At 29.4% G+C, this 14,632-nt stretch carries 15 protein-coding genes; 13 read left to right on the top strand and 2 right to left on the bottom strand.

Going from position 1 to position 14,632, the window contains the following annotated elements; all coding sequences use genetic code 11:
* Positions 1-115 precede the first annotated feature (115 nt).
* A complete protein-coding gene (locus tag J9309_RS11395) occupies positions 116-493 on the top strand; it encodes a hypothetical protein (protein ID WP_230476005.1) in 378 nt (125 codons plus the stop codon).
* A 3-nt stretch (positions 494-496) separates the two neighbouring features.
* Positions 497-1,591, top strand: coding sequence for a YbjQ family protein (locus J9309_RS11390; protein ID WP_230476004.1), 1,095 nt, complete (start codon positions 497-499; stop codon positions 1,589-1,591).
* A gap of 43 nt (positions 1,592-1,634) precedes the next feature.
* On the opposite strand, the gene J9309_RS11385 is transcribed toward J9309_RS11390, so the two are convergent.
* Together J9309_RS11385 and J9309_RS11380 are read right to left on the bottom strand one after the other, a co-directional pair.
* Positions 1,635-2,060 (bottom strand): hypothetical protein, encoded by a 426-nt coding sequence (locus tag J9309_RS11385; RefSeq protein WP_230476003.1) that lies wholly within the window; start codon positions 2,058-2,060, stop codon positions 1,635-1,637.
* Positions 2,061-2,581: 521 nt separating this feature from the next.
* Positions 2,582-2,995, bottom strand: coding sequence for a helix-turn-helix domain-containing protein (locus J9309_RS11380; RefSeq protein WP_230476002.1), 414 nt, complete (start codon positions 2,993-2,995; stop codon positions 2,582-2,584).
* Between the two features lie 171 nt (positions 2,996-3,166).
* Here J9309_RS11380 and J9309_RS11375 point away from each other — a divergent pair, with 171 nt between their 5' ends.
* The 11 genes from J9309_RS11375 (at position 3,167) to J9309_RS11325 (ending at position 14,521) form a co-directional block, all read left to right on the top strand.
* Positions 3,167-4,759 (top strand): hypothetical protein, encoded by a 1,593-nt coding sequence (locus J9309_RS11375; RefSeq protein WP_230476001.1) that lies wholly within the window; start codon positions 3,167-3,169, stop codon positions 4,757-4,759.
* Positions 4,760-4,770: 11 nt separating this feature from the next.
* Entirely contained in the window at positions 4,771-6,333 is a 1,563-nt protein-coding gene (locus J9309_RS11370) for a hypothetical protein (protein WP_230476000.1), read from the top strand.
* 5 nt (positions 6,334-6,338) lie between these two features.
* A complete protein-coding gene (locus J9309_RS11365; RefSeq protein WP_230475999.1) occupies positions 6,339-6,884 on the top strand; it encodes a hypothetical protein in 546 nt (181 codons plus the stop codon).
* Positions 6,868-7,413, top strand: a complete 546-nt coding sequence (locus J9309_RS11360) for a hypothetical protein (RefSeq protein ID WP_230475998.1) — start codon at positions 6,868-6,870, stop codon at positions 7,411-7,413. Before J9309_RS11365 ends, J9309_RS11360 begins: the two co-directional genes overlap by 17 nt.
* 414 nt (positions 7,414-7,827) lie before the next feature.
* Positions 7,828-8,121: a type II toxin-antitoxin system HigB family toxin gene (locus tag J9309_RS11355; RefSeq protein ID WP_230475997.1), complete on the top strand. Its 294-nt coding sequence runs from the start codon at positions 7,828-7,830 to the stop codon at positions 8,119-8,121.
* 3 nt (positions 8,122-8,124) lie between these two features.
* The gene (locus J9309_RS11350) at positions 8,125-8,481 is read left to right on the top strand and encodes a helix-turn-helix domain-containing protein (RefSeq protein WP_230475995.1); all 357 of its coding nucleotides are present in this window, start codon (positions 8,125-8,127) and stop codon (positions 8,479-8,481) included.
* A gap of 627 nt (positions 8,482-9,108) precedes the next feature.
* Positions 9,109-10,554 carry a type I restriction-modification system subunit M gene (locus J9309_RS11345; RefSeq protein ID WP_230475994.1) on the top strand — a complete coding sequence of 482 codons (1,446 nt, stop codon included), beginning with the start codon at positions 9,109-9,111 and terminating at the stop codon, positions 10,552-10,554.
* A gap of 13 nt (positions 10,555-10,567) precedes the next feature.
* Complete coding sequence (locus tag J9309_RS13660; protein ID WP_230475993.1) at positions 10,568-10,732, top strand: hypothetical protein; 165 nt, start codon at positions 10,568-10,570, stop codon at positions 10,730-10,732.
* Entirely contained in the window at positions 10,722-11,957 is a 1,236-nt protein-coding gene (locus tag J9309_RS11335) for a restriction endonuclease subunit S (RefSeq protein WP_230475992.1), read from the top strand. The genes J9309_RS13660 and J9309_RS11335 overlap by 11 nt, the downstream gene beginning before the upstream one ends.
* Positions 11,958-11,998: 41 nt before the next feature.
* A complete protein-coding gene (locus J9309_RS11330) occupies positions 11,999-13,795 on the top strand; it encodes an AAA family ATPase (protein WP_230475991.1) in 1,797 nt (598 codons plus the stop codon).
* Positions 13,796-13,918: 123 nt separating this feature from the next.
* Entirely contained in the window at positions 13,919-14,521 is a 603-nt protein-coding gene (locus J9309_RS11325) for a DUF6088 family protein (RefSeq protein WP_230475990.1), read from the top strand.
* The last annotated feature ends 111 nt before the right edge of the window (positions 14,522-14,632 follow it).

The raw sequence follows: 14,632 nt of genomic DNA, 5'->3' as shown, positions 1-14,632 counted from the left end.
TTCAGAAATCATAATTAATGTAGATAATGTTATTTATGTAGCATTTAATAAAACTTCAGACCCTCATTTATTTGAGGGTTTATTTATATATTTAAATAACAAAAATTACATTATTATGGAAGTAGAAATTAAAAACGTCGAAGTAATTCTTAAAAAAACTAAAATTAGTAGTACAATTTTAAAACAAACTATTAAGACTACTTATTCATTATCAAAAAACAAAAATTATGAGATACTGGGATGGTGTTTATATAATAATATAAAGACTGCGGTATTCTATAATAAAAATGATAATACAATAAAAAAGTGTGAGCTTTATACTAATATTATGATAAAAGATAATATTCTAATCCTCAAATTTCAATCAAAAGATAATAATGATAATTATACTAAAAGTAAAGAATATAAAGACATTAATCAATTAAATGAAGATTATGAAAACTTGAAATCTATACATAAAAACATTATAGATAAAGGGCAATTTTATATTTAAAAAATGAAAAAACTAACCAACCCTAAAGAAATACTTGTATTAACAACCACAACAGTTGGAAATTACAAAATAGTACAACATTTTAATCCAGTAACTTCTCATGTAGTAGCTGGTACAAACTTAATCTCTGATTTTATCGGTGGCCTTTCAGACGTATTTGGAGGTCGCTCTATCGAATTTCAAAAACAAATAGCTTCTATCTATGATGAAGCAATTAATAAGCTGAAATTAGACGCTTATAGACTTGGTGCAAATTGTATCGTAGGACTTAAAATAGATGTAGATGAAATCTCAGGAAAGGGAAAATCTATGTTTATGATTACTGCAATCGGTACACCAATATTATTTGAAAATAATGAGGTTCAAAAAGATCAAAACAACATTGTTTCAGCTGATTATTTAAACAACCTAATTAAAACTCGTAAAACAATTAAAGAATTAACTGAAAATAAAGCTAATATCACAAATGAATTTTGGGAATTAATAATCAATAATGAAATAAAAGAAGCTTTTGATTTCTTAATTGTTATATATGAATATCTATTAAAAAATAATGCAGAAAATGAAATAGAACCTTTTAAAGTTCAATACTCAAGATATTTACAATCCTTAGATAGTGATATTGTAATAGATAAACTTTACAAATACTTAAAAAATAGTAATAATACAGAAATGAACGTTGCTATATATAAAATCATAGAAGAATTAAATCTAATAGATTTTAATAAGATTAAACATTTATTACAATCTGAAAACCACATAGATAAAAAAATAGCTATTCTTCTAACAAGATTTGATAAAGCAATTTATGACTCCAATGATATAGCAGAAATAGAAGATGTTTTAAACTCGATAAACAACAATGTAAAAGAAATTGTAACATATACGACTAAGAAAAAAGGAATGTTTTCTTCAGAAGAAATTGAAGTTTGGAAGTGTACAAATTCAAATTGTGGACATACAAACAATAAAGAAAATGAATATTGTGAACATTGTTACCATGATAAATATGGCTTTAATGCTAAGTTTTATAATAAAAATTCAGCAATTGAAAATCTAACAGAAAAAATTGAAATATTGAAAGAGCAATTGTTATAAAACAAGCAACCTCAACTAAAATTAATAGTTGAGGTTGAAATATTTATAATTTACACTCAGAATAATCAATATTGAAATTATACTTTTTATCTGAAACTTTCTCAATTGAATTATTATGTTTATGATCTGGTTTATATGAAGCTCCTGAAGCTAAATCAACAACAATTCCTGGTAATCCCCATGAAATAACACTTAAAATAAAGTTTCCAGTTCTAAATGTTTTTTCAAAATTCTGTGACTTTGGTTCACAACCATCTTGTTTTACTTCAATCTTTAAATCTTTGTTTCTTTTAAATGATTTAGAAACTTCTCCTTCTCCAATCTTTTCTCCATTTGCATAAATTTGAGCATTTGGATGTTCAGCAACTTTTATATTTGCATCATAATGGCTACCTCCAAACATTACTCCACAACTACTTAAAGAGAATGTAAAAGTTATTAAACCTGCTAATAGAACAGCTTTTTTCATAATTGTACTTTATTGTATTTAGTATGTTGCAAACATATTAATTATGAAATAAATATTCTAATTTTTTTTCATTTAAAGATTTATTGATTTACTACATTATGTAAAACAAATATTTATATCAATACTATTCCAGTCATTCTACCGCAAGTATCCTGCCTTTATCTTGCCTTTATCCTGCCTTTATTTATAGTATCTTATTGCCACTAATTAACTATCATCATCACTATTTTATGTGAGAGATGAGTAAAAATAAAATGATAGATTAGACTAATTAATAAAATAAGTTCTCCGATAATTATATACTGGAGAAGAGTATGAATTATCATTATTCTAAAGTTAAGAGTCTAAATGTTACTATTGTATACTTATCATTGATTGTAAAAAACATTTAAATACTTTATACAAAAGCAGAAAGTACAATAACTATATTTTTATTATAAAAGCAGTAAACAAAAAATAGTCTATGAATTAAATTCATAGACTATTTTTACTTATATAATATAGTGTGCTTTTATAACAATTTATTTTTTTAATAATTGCTCTATATAAGTTAATTTTTCCTTTTCAGCAGCTAACAGACGCTCGTATAATTTTTTATTCTCTTCATATGCCTCTACCAGTTTATCTAAAGGGTTGAAGGTTGTATACATTCCTTGGTTAAAACTATTACCTTGAGATGAGCTATTGTCGTAGAAATTATTTACGTAATTAATCATTCGTTCATCCGAATATTCTTTAATGGCTTGTGTAGGTACTTCAAGGGCTTTCGCGATATTGTCCAGTTTTGCATCTTCCAAATCCGGTGTGTTTTCAATTACCGACATTTTTTGTTGGCTAATACCTAACAGTTCAGCTAAAGTTTCTTGTTTCATTCCCTTCATTTCACGAATGCGACTGATGTTGCGTCCTATATGTTTTTTTTGTGTCGTTACCATAAGCCAAAATTATATATACTCAAATATAGGCTATTTTCTTAAAATATTCTCTAAAAATTTTCCCTCAATATGTTATTTACCACGTAATCATGGTACGTTACTTTACTTTATGGTTCGATACCTTGTTATAATTAATCAATTTTGATGTATTCATTATTTAAATTGTTGATTATGAAAGAAATAAATACATTAAACCTACCAAAAGACTTGGCAATGCCTGTTCAAAATTTTATTACCCATGCGGTATGTAGTTTAGAACTTATGTTGGTGTTTTATACCGTTGTGGTTCACAGTAAACTAAAAATATTAACCATAGTCGTTGATAAACAAAATTATGATGCTTTAGTTTGTGAGTTACAACCACAAATAGATGCCTTAAATGCTTTAGAAAAGTATGATATTTTAATAACCATAAATTATCATACCGTTTCATCAAATGATTCCCATTTCCATTTTAGTTATTTGCAATTGCATTTACAACCTTATTATGTTATTTACAGCAATCATATTAAGCGATGGAACAGTTTATTCCAAAATTATTACTGTACAGATAAACAAAAGTCTAAACTTCATTTCCGAAATTACATTAAGGAAGTTGATAATAAAGTACATGAAGCTATCTCTGTATTTGTTGATCCATTGGTCAAACAGCAACATTACCAATCGGCACATTTAGCTTTACTTGAAGTCTTTTCTTACTATTATGACTTGTTAAAAAATATGCTGCTTCCAAATAGCCTCCATCACAGGTATAACGAGGAAGAATTTATTTTATTTATAGATGCGTATTATCCAATGTTCTCAAAAATCGTCTATAAAATCACTAAAATGAAAGAGGTTTTATTTATCGATCAATCGCACTATACACTGGGAGAAACTCCCAAAAGTATTTTCGATAAAACCATGAAAAGCGCATTAGATCTCCTAACGCATGGATTTAAACGAACGAATATCTTTTACTCGAAACGAATCGATGCACAACTACCGGATCGTTTAAATGAAAAAACGCTATTAAAAAATCTCGTTACTTTTTTAATCAGTAAATATAAAATAGATGCCATTTATCTATTAAGTACAGAAAAAATAAATGACTCAAATGGCACCCATACTTATAAGTTTAATCTGCTTATAATTGCCCCAACACTTCGTATTCAACAACACGATGCATTAGTTCAAGAGGTTTCTAATCATTTCAAAAAGGAAGTAGAAGTATTTTGTTTAATTCATACGTTGGAATGGCTTCAAAAAAATGAAGAAACTTTACAGCTATTTTTAAATAAATACATATTACATCAAAATGTTTTGTATATGAAAAACAACTTAGTAATAAACAAAAAGCTTTATAAAGCTAATAATACCAAACAATTACAAGAAAAGTATTGGACACAACGCTTAACCTATATTTCGCCTTGGTTTACTGCTTTTCAAAAGCAGGATTTAGTCTACCAATCCGGACATATTTTACTTCTTAAAAACATCTTGCAACAGTTAATTCTTGGGCTTTTATATCAAAAGCTACAATACATTCCTGCTATTTACAGTAGCAGATATTTAATAAAATTATTTCAAGCCCTTTTACCTGAAATATACTTTAAATATATTGACTCTATTGAAGTCCAAACTATACTTCATTTACTAAGTACTCCAATAGACTTCTTACCTAAAAATAATATCCTATTAAGAGATATCGATCAGCTTTCATGTGCAAAAACCTTAGGACTTTGCGAAAAGCTGTTTAATGAAATACAACTTGAGAACAATTAAACTATAGTGTAATGAATATTCAAGAAAAAAGAAACAGTAAAACAGTTCGATTCCCAGATGAATTAAACTGTAAATTGGAAGAAAGTATTCGTTCAAAAGCAATTCGAGCTATTTGGTTTGATAAAACCGAGCGTACGGAGTATCATATTTTATGGTTAAAAGTGATAGATAAAAAAGAAATTGAAAAATCAATTTCTGTCGATTACCAAAATGCTATTTTAAGAGAAAATCAAATTTTAATTGTCTTTCTTGATAAGAAAGATTTTGAATATTCTCTGCGATTTAACGATTTCATACTCGCTCATTTACTTTATGAAGATAATTGTTTGTATAGCACTGAAAAAGTAACACAGCATACGTATTTAAAAGAGACCTATCATATGAAAATAAGGGATAGTTATGAAGAAAAACATCAGCTATTAAATAAGATAAGTACAGATTTTATAACAGAAAAATTACAAGGCGCTTGGCAATTTATCATAAAAGCATTTGCAAATGATATTACGTATTTAGAACTCATGGTTTTCGGAACTTCATTTGAAAATAAAACAATAACGCAACGCATGTTGATTTTAGAGCGTTTTATTCCAGAAATGAAAAAACTATTGGTTAAAAAAGATGAACAAACTTACTTTTTAATTGATTATATCATTCATGATGATGATTCAGGCTATTACGACGATTTTGGAAAAAGTCTTCAAAAGATTCAGAAATTATTCTACAAGTTAGTTCATCAAAATATCACACTATATACGGATAAATATAATGGTAGTCCCATACTAAGGGTTGAAAAAAGTAATGAAGTTTACGGTCATGAATTAATGCATCATGAAGCTTTAAATCAATTGAAAAAGTTTGATGAGGTTGAAGAATTGTTTGTGTTTCATCAAATCACAACTTTTGGTAATAGTGGACTGCACGAACATCTTTATGTATTTGTTGTAATTAAACAGAAAGCAACAGAAGAACTAAAAACCTATTTGCAACACATAGAACATAATCCCATTGAAGATGTTTGTTTAACAAGTATTTGCTATACACGCTATCAAATTCAAAGTAAACTTTATAAATATCAATGTTTTTTTAAAAAGGTAATGAAATCCAAGAATAAAATTTATAGCGCTGGTTATTATCCTAAAATTCATTGGCACAATGAAGAAATCTGTACTATAGATGATTTAAAAGGATTATACGAATTGAATTTGTTTCATTATGAATCCAACATTAAACCGATATTAGAAAGTAAAAACACTAGAAAATATATTTCCAAGAAAATGTTAGTTGATTTCTTCATAAATCATTTAAAAACATTTATTTATAGTGAAATTATTTACAAACCACAATCAAAAAACCTCATAACACTATGGAATTTAATGATTTTTGCAAATAATACTTTACTTGATAAATTTTCTACTACCGAAATAAATCAGCTTAGTTCCTTATTGCAAAAATTACAAAATGAATTTATAGAAGAAGGTCAATTGCTCTTAGATGAATCCACCTGTACCTTAGTAGATAAGTTTGTTACCACATTATTTGCCCACCTTCAATCTTCAAACGAATTTAAAAATTAGATCTCATGAAAAAAGAAAAGTTATATCTAAGAGCCGAGCTTTGGCATGGAAACAAAATTAAAGATCCATATAAACTAATTCAAGTGTTTTTTGAAACGGAATCGATCACTAAAATAAAGACAAATTTTAATCAAATCTTAAAACATGCATTTGATGATAAATACGAAATCTACACAAACCCTTTTGAGTCTTTAAAGTTTTTCACAATGACAAATTCGTTAATTCGCGCAAGTTTTAAAATTTTAAGGAATATTGATCAATATGAACGTAAAAGTGAGTCTAATGATGTATTACATTCGAAGTATTTAGTCTATGCATCTGGTTTAACCTACGAGCAATACTTAAATCCATACCTGATTATTAAGCATGTTTTTAATGAACAAAGCTTTTCACAAATTGAATTAGATTTAGAAGATATTATGGAGCATACTTTAGGGAGTTATGGCAGTTGCCCATCAGAAGATATTTGTATTTCATTTATCAACATCAATAGGTTGTTAGATGCATGCTGGTTAATTTATAATCGTGAAATTTATGATGAAGATGTTTGAATTAACTTTAGATTCCTATTATTGGACGAAAGATCAGGTTGAATGCCCGTATGAACTTTTGGTTTTATTAAAAGAACAAGCAGGTATGGAATATTTTCATCAACAATTAGATCATTATTGTTTATATTCCTTAAGTCATGTAATGTATGATAGAAGAAGAGTTTCAGAAGTAATCTATGATACCATTGTTTTTCAGTCTATTATAAAATTAGGGTATAAAATTTTTATAAATCCAGAGGAATTTAATAGAAGGAATTTTTGCGAATATCATTTCTCTGAAAAACGGTTGCAAGAAGTGAAATATTTAGATCTAAATGAGACTGAAAATCCCTATATCGTTTTCGAAAATATTTTTAAAAAGCATCGAATTGAAAAGGTTAGTAAATCATTTTTTAATCTAATACTTGCCGCAATGGCTGATGACACTTATGGAAAAGACTTTGTTTGCAGTGTATCAATCCTTGATTATCATAAATTACTTGAGGCTTGTAAACTTATACAGCAGCGATGTTTAACGAGTGAACGGTAGATTTTTATCCAAATGTAATTTAATAACTAAGACTAAAATGTTCGTTATTTCATACAAAATAGATGTTTTTGATTGAAATAACGGTCATTTGTAAATTTTTTCGAGGCAGATATCAAGAATGCTAACAGGATTGCCGTCAAGATGGTGTGTAGGCTGGCCAGCATGACAGCATGCAATTCATTATACCCCCTCGAATGAAAGCTGAATATTATTTAGCAGAGAAATGAAAACTATACTGAAAAATTAAAAGTTTTAATGCTTATTACAATATTTGCATTCAACTAAGATGGGGTAGCTATTACTAATATAAATAAGTATACTTTCTTTTTCACCAGAAGTAGTTCGACAAAAGAGTTTTGAAAAAAAAGTTCCCGAATTGGGAAATAATTTGTAAATTTGTATAAAATATTTTAATTGAGAGTTATAGCAATAAAAACATTACGTGTTTTTTGGACAAAACATGCAGATAGTGAACAGCAATTAAAAGCTTGGTATCAAGAGGCAGAAAAAGCAACTTGGAAAAATAGTAATGAGATAAAGACCGAGTATCCAAGCGCAAGTATTTTAGAAGATAATAGAATATGTTTTAATATTAAGGGAAATCATTACCGATTAATTGTTAAAATAAACTTCATGCATCAAATGATGTGGATTCGTTTTATAGGAACCCACGCAGAATATGATAAAATTAATGCCAATACCATTTAAATTATGAAATTGAAACCTATAAAATCAGAACAAGATTACGAAACAGCTTTAGAAAGACTAGAGGTGATTTTTGACGCACTTCCTGGAACGGAAGAAAGTGATGAATTGGAGATTTTGGGAATGTTGATTGAAAAATATGAAAAAGAACATTATCCTATGGATTTACCAGATCCAATTGAAGCAATTAAATTTAGAATGGAACAAATGGGCTACACACAAAATGATTTAGCAGAAATGATTGGATTAAAAAGTAGAGCAAGTGAAATTTTAAATAGAAAGCGAAAATTATCTCTTGAAATGATCCGTACTTTAACCCAAAAATTACATATTCCTTCCGAAGTTCTAATTCAAGTATATTAAATAAAGCCTCCAACTTCGGAGGCTTTACTAATTTTAAATCGACTGTATAATCTCAACAAGTCGATTAAAAAGCCTACGAATCAATTAATTATCATAAAGATTAATGAGGGGTTAATTTTCATTCAATAGCTCAATCAGTTTTTTAATGTGGTATTTATACACATCAGAATATTCAAAGCGATTATTTTTTTTAAAAACTCACCATTTCTAAAGATTTCACTTCTTTTTTGTAGCGTTTTTCCATTATACTATTTTAATGAGCGTCTTCTAATGCTTCGTTACTTACAATTCATAAACTTCTTCATTCAAAGGAACCAAATTAATTAATTTTATATATACTATTTCAATTCTGTCAACGGTTGTATGAATAACTGTTTTATTCTACTAGTCAATTCAACTCCTACAACATTTGCCTAAATATTAATTGTCTATTTTTCCACTTCCCTCCTATCTTATTCTATGTTATTTGATACAACACATTTCCAAACGACTTATTTTGACGTTATAAATATTTATGTTTGTTAATATCATTACAAATAGGTTTAATAGTAAGTAATTATCTTTTGTTATGATTTCATTAGCAGTAAAACGATTAGTATATTTACAACTTAAGTACAGATTAACAATATGGCCAAAAAAGTACAAACCAAAAGTACAGAAGAAATCCTTTGGGATGCAGCAAATAAATTACGTGGTTCAATAGAACCTTCAGAATATAAACACGTGGTATTGAGTTTAATCTTCTTGAAATTTGCAAGTGATAAATTCATCAAACGCAGAGAAGAATTAAAAGCTGAAGGTAAAGAAGCCTTCTTAGAAATACCAGAATTTTATCAGGCAGAAAACGTATTCTATTTGCCTGAAGTATCGCGTTGGGAATACATTATCGAAAATGCCAAACAAGAAGACATTACGCTAAAAGTAGATACCGCACTTAAAACCATAGAACGTACCAACAAATCTTTAGAAGGTGCGTTACCTGACAACTATTTCTCAAGATTAGGATTGGATCAATCTAAGTTTTCGGCTTTATTGGATACTATCAATAACATCGATACGCTTCGTGATGAAGCCCAAGATATTGTAGGACGTGTGTACGAATATTTCTTGAGCAAATTTGCCATTGCCGAAGGAAAAGGGAAAGGAGAATTCTATACGCCAAAGTCGATTGTAAACTTGATTGCCGAAATGATTGAACCCTACAAAGGGAAAATCTATGACCCTTCTTGTGGTTCGGGTGGTATGTTTGTACAATCGTTGAAGTTTATTGAGAAACACCAAGGAAACAAAAAAGACATTTCCATTTACGGACAAGAGTTAACGAATACCACGTTTAAACTGGCTAAAATGAACTTAGCCATTCGTGGGATTTCTGCCAATTTAGGAAACAAAGCGGCCGATACGTTTGGTGACGATCAGCACGCAGCATTGAAAGCTGATTACATCATGGCGAATCCTCCGTTCAATTTAAAAGATTGGCGCGCGGAAAACGAATTAACGGATGATCCACGGTGGACTGGTTACGAAGTTCCTCCAAAATCCAATGCCAACTATGCGTGGATTTTGAATATGATTTCTAAACTATCGCAAAACGGTGTCGCTGGTTTTATCTTAGCCAATGGTGCGCTTTCGGGTGGTGGTGAAGAATACAAAATCCGTAAACAAATTATAGAAAACGACTTGGTAGAAGCAATTGTAATTTTACCAAGAGCGATGTTTTATTCTACAGATATTTCGGTGACACTTTGGATTTTGAACCGTAATAAAATGGAACGCACTGAAGTAAGGGCGAATTGCGATTCTCCCCGACATTACCGTAACCGCGAAGGTGAAGTGTTGTTTATGGATTTACGTCAAAAAGGTGAACCGTTTGAAAAGAAATTCATTCAGTTTTCTGAAAAAGATATTGAGCAGATTGCATCAACCTATCATAACTGGCAGACACTTAGCGGTGAAGAAATTGGCGACGATGAGAGAGAGAAAGAGCGATTGTACGGGCGAATTGCAATTCGCCCCAACTTACGCAAACGTTCCCGAATATTGTTACAGCGCAACTTTAGAAGAAATTCGTAAAAAGGATTATTCGTTGGTACCAAGCAAATACATAGCGTTTGTAAACCGTGACGAAAACATCGACTACGATACCCAAATGCAATCGTTGCAAACCGAACTGAAAGAGTTATTTCAACAAGAAGAAGCATTGAAGCAAGAAGTAGCAAACGTATTTAAATCGTTGGGCTATGAGTTATAAAAAGTTGGGTGATTATATTCAACAAGTAAATAATCGTAACAGAGATTTACAAGTTGATACATTGCTTGGTGTAAGTATTACAAAAAAACTGATTCCATCCATTGCAAATACGGTTGGAACGGATATGTCTACATATAAAATTATTGAAAAGGGACAATTCGCATACGGAACCATTACATCAAGAAATGGAGATAAAATATCTATTGCATTAGCTGATGAATATGAAAAGGCTTTGGTTTCTCAAATCTACATAGTATTTGAAGTAATAGATAAAAATGAATTGCTACCTGAATATTTGATGATGTGGTTTTCTCGACCAGAATTTGATCGTTATGCTCGTTATCATTCGCATGGAAGTACAAGAGAATCTTTTGACTGGGAAGATTTATGTGAAGTAGAATTACCTGTTCCCTCCATCGAAAAACAACGCGAAATTGTAGCCCAATACCAAGCGGTAGCAAAAAAAATCAAAGTCAACGAACAAATCTGCGAGAAGTTAGATGCCACTGCTCAAACCTTATACAAGCAATGGTTTGTCGATTTTGAATTTCCAAACGAAGAAGGTAAACCTTACAAATCTTCTGGTGGTGCAATGGTGTACAACCAAGAATTAGAAAAGGAAATCCCTGGAGGTTGGGTTATTTCAAATTTAGGAGACATAACTTATGTAATAGATTGCTTACATTCTAAGAAGCCTGAAGAAATAAAAGAAAGTAATAGTCAAAATATTCTTTTGCAGGTAAATAATATAGGTAAATATGGGTTATTAGATCTTAGCAAAAAATATAATATTTCAGACGAAGATTATGAGTTATGGACATCACGTATTGAGCTAAATAACAGTGATTGTTTTATTACAAATGTTGGTGTTGATGGCATTGCTCAAATACCAAAAGGTGTAAATGCAGCATTAGGTAGAAATATGACTGCTTTAAGGTTAAAGGAAGGTTTTAATTTTCCATCATTTTTAATAACGTTATTACTATCTGATTATATGAAAAAAGAAATTGATGATAATAAAGATACAGGTACTGTAATGCAAGCATTAAACGTATCAACAATCCCAAAGCTAAGATTTTTAAATCCTACATTGGATTTAGTTGAAATATTTGATAATAATATATTAATTATAAGAAAAAAATTAGAGAATTTATTTTTGCAAAACCAAAAACTCACTCAACTCCAATCATTGATGTTAAGTCGCTTAGCAACGTTGGAGGGGTAAAGAAAAACTAAACACTGATAACTTAAGAAACACTATGAATTATGTATATTTCTAACTTAAAAATAACTAATTATCGAGGAGTAAAAGAAACGCGCTCAATAAATCTTGCTAGATTTTCATCAGTAGTTGGTAAAAATGATGCTGGTAAAACAATAGTATTAAATGCAATTGCAACATTTTTAGACATTAAAAGTTTCACCATAACACAAACAGATTTTAATGATTTAAGTAAACCAATTGAGTTTGAATTTCAATTCAGCTCAGATTCAATTTCTGATTTACTTGAAACTAAAGTAAAATCAAAAGTAAAGAAGACTGAAGGGTTAGATGAATTTATTAATGATTTGATTTTCGATAATTCTATTATTTATAAAAGAATAGCATATAATATCGGAAAATCTTGGAGTGAAGAGCATATTCTAATTAATGATTTTGAAAATTCTGAAATTCAAGGTTTATATTTTAAATCTGATGAAGAAATCACAGCAATTGTAGAAAAATTTGGAATTGTAATTCCAGTAGAAGGTAAAGGAAGAAATTCTAAAGCTGAGAAAATAAAATTTATAAAGGAGCATTTTAAAGATGAGCCTAGAGCTAATTTTTGGATTCCTGATGACATGAAGATTTCATCATTATTTCCAGAAGTAGAAATGTTTAAAGCAGATTATGGCTTAGAAGCTGATACAAAATTTAAAACAGCTACGGTCACAGAAATTGAGGAATATTTTAGTCGTGTTGAAGATAGGTTAGTAATTTTTAAGAATGAGATTAATGCTGAAATGAAAAAAGAAGCTGATATTCTTAAAACTTATATGCAAGAATATGCTTCTAATTTATTAGATATTGATATTAGTCCAAATGTTGCGTGGAAAGATGCAATCAAAAGTGTTGATGTTTCCTTTCAATTCGCAGGTGATGATAAATTCATCCCAATGACTCATAAAGGTACAGGCTATCGTAGATTATTTATGGTTGCTAGATTTAGATATCTGGCTCAGAAAAGTAAAGGGAATAATATCATTTATTTAATAGAAGAACCTGAAACATTTTTACATCCAACGGCTCAGCAAGATTTATTGAATGCTTTAAAAGAATTATCGAATGAAAACCAAGTTGTTACCACAACACACTCTCCTGTATTTGCAGGTGCAACACATATTGAAGGTGTCGTTTTATGTACAAAAAGAACTCAATCAAATTATGAAAATGCAGTTGAAGGTAATGAGAGAGAATTTTTATTTAAAATCATTGATGAGTTAGGAATTAAACCATCATTTAATTTAAGAGATAATCATGAAAGTATCTTATTTGTTGAAAGTACAAATGACATGAAATTTTATGATATAATATGTCGAAAACTATTAGATTTTAATTTGATTGGAAATCCAAAAGTTTTGGTATTACCATTTGGCGGAGGAGCTGATATAGATAGCTTTTTAAATCTTGACTATTTTGATAATTCTGGTCGAAAATTATTTTTATTAATTGATAGTGATAAACAACAAAATAAACAAGATTCACAACATCAAAAAGCTCAAGATTATATCAATCGAAAACAAAACGCTCAAGCATACGTAATATTCCGAAGTTGTATTGAAAATTACTATCATCCTAGATGTATCGAAAGAGTTTATGATTGCGAATTAGAAACTTTTCCAAATTTTACACCAGAAGATAATGTCAAAACTTTAATAAAAAATATTGTTTCTGAAAAAGGTTTAGGTTACAAGAATATTAGAGAAAAAAATAATTTCAAAATTTTCGAAAATATGACGGTTGAAGAATGGCAAGAAGTAGTTGAAGAAGAATTGTTAGATTTTCTTGTGTTACTTAAATAATTATGAAACACTTCTAATCACATACAAACAAAGTTTATAAGCCTTTTAAAACGAAAAAAACACAAAAGCTATTTTGTAACAAATTTTCACTAAATTTGTTACAAAACAAAAAGATAAAACAAGGTGAAATCATCTAAAAATCAAATAGAAACAAAGATTTTAAAATCATCATTAGGCGAAATATTTTTCGCTGAAGATTTCTATGCGTATGGTTCACCAGGTAATATCCGTTTAACACTTTTTCGTTTGGTTAATGAAGGTATATTAGAACGTTTGGCTCAAGGCATTTATCTAAAACCCAAAAGAGATCCTTTGTTAGGTATCCTCTATCCTACTACGGAAGAAATAGCCAAGCAAATAGCACAACGCGACAAAGCACGTATTGCACCAACGGGTGTGTTCGCTTTGTATTTGTTGGGGCTAACCACACAAGTTCCTCTAAAAGCGGTGTATCTGTCCGATGGTTCGCAACGAGAAATTAAAATAGGAAACCGTACCATTCAATTCAAAAAAACGGTTCCTAAAAGTTTTGCCATAAAAGATGAATTGTTGCATTTGATCGTGCAAGCATTCAAAGAGGTGAGCCAAAATAAAGTAACCGAAATTTTTTTAGAAAAAATAAAGCCTTCTGTAGTGCAGCTAGACTCCCAAGTGGTCCAAAAGCAGGTAAAATATGCACCGGTTTGGATACAGAAACACATCAATAATATTTATACACAAAGATAAAATTTGTAACAATTTCTACTATACTAATTACAAAAGCCAAAAAAACACAACATGAAAAATTTCTTTGAAATTCACCGAACACTAATTAACAAGCTTTTATTAGCCTTTTGT

This window comes from Faecalibacter bovis (genome assembly GCF_017948305.1).
GTDB classification, from domain to species: Bacteria; Bacteroidota; Bacteroidia; order Flavobacteriales; family Weeksellaceae; genus Empedobacter; species Empedobacter bovis.
The sequence above is the reverse complement of the archived record's forward strand: the minus strand, read 5'-3'. Positions and strand labels throughout refer to the sequence as shown.

What these genes read in the sequence shown, in the direction of transcription:
- J9309_RS11395 (WP_230476005.1), top strand. Translation starts at nt 116, where the DNA reads ATGGAAGTAGAAATTAAAAACGTCGAAGTAATTCTTAAAAAAACTAAA.
- J9309_RS11390 (WP_230476004.1), top strand. Translation starts at nt 497, where the DNA reads ATGAAAAAACTAACCAACCCTAAAGAAATACTTGTATTAACAACCACA.
- J9309_RS11385 (WP_230476003.1), bottom strand. Translation starts at nt 2,060, where the DNA reads ATGAAAAAAGCTGTTCTATTAGCAGGTTTAATAACTTTTACATTCTCT.
- J9309_RS11380 (WP_230476002.1), bottom strand. Translation starts at nt 2,995, where the DNA reads ATGGTAACGACACAAAAAAAACATATAGGACGCAACATCAGTCGCATT.
- J9309_RS11375 (WP_230476001.1), top strand. Translation starts at nt 3,167, where the DNA reads ATGAAAGAAATAAATACATTAAACCTACCAAAAGACTTGGCAATGCCT.
- J9309_RS11370 (WP_230476000.1), top strand. Translation starts at nt 4,771, where the DNA reads ATGAATATTCAAGAAAAAAGAAACAGTAAAACAGTTCGATTCCCAGAT.
- J9309_RS11365 (WP_230475999.1), top strand. Translation starts at nt 6,339, where the DNA reads ATGAAAAAAGAAAAGTTATATCTAAGAGCCGAGCTTTGGCATGGAAAC.
- J9309_RS11360 (WP_230475998.1), top strand. Translation starts at nt 6,868, where the DNA reads ATGATGAAGATGTTTGAATTAACTTTAGATTCCTATTATTGGACGAAA.
- J9309_RS11350 (WP_230475995.1), top strand. Translation starts at nt 8,125, where the DNA reads ATGAAATTGAAACCTATAAAATCAGAACAAGATTACGAAACAGCTTTA.
- J9309_RS11345 (WP_230475994.1), top strand. Translation starts at nt 9,109, where the DNA reads ATGGCCAAAAAAGTACAAACCAAAAGTACAGAAGAAATCCTTTGGGAT.
- J9309_RS11335 (WP_230475992.1), top strand. Translation starts at nt 10,722, where the DNA reads ATGAGTTATAAAAAGTTGGGTGATTATATTCAACAAGTAAATAATCGT.
- J9309_RS11330 (WP_230475991.1), top strand. Translation starts at nt 11,999, where the DNA reads ATGTATATTTCTAACTTAAAAATAACTAATTATCGAGGAGTAAAAGAA.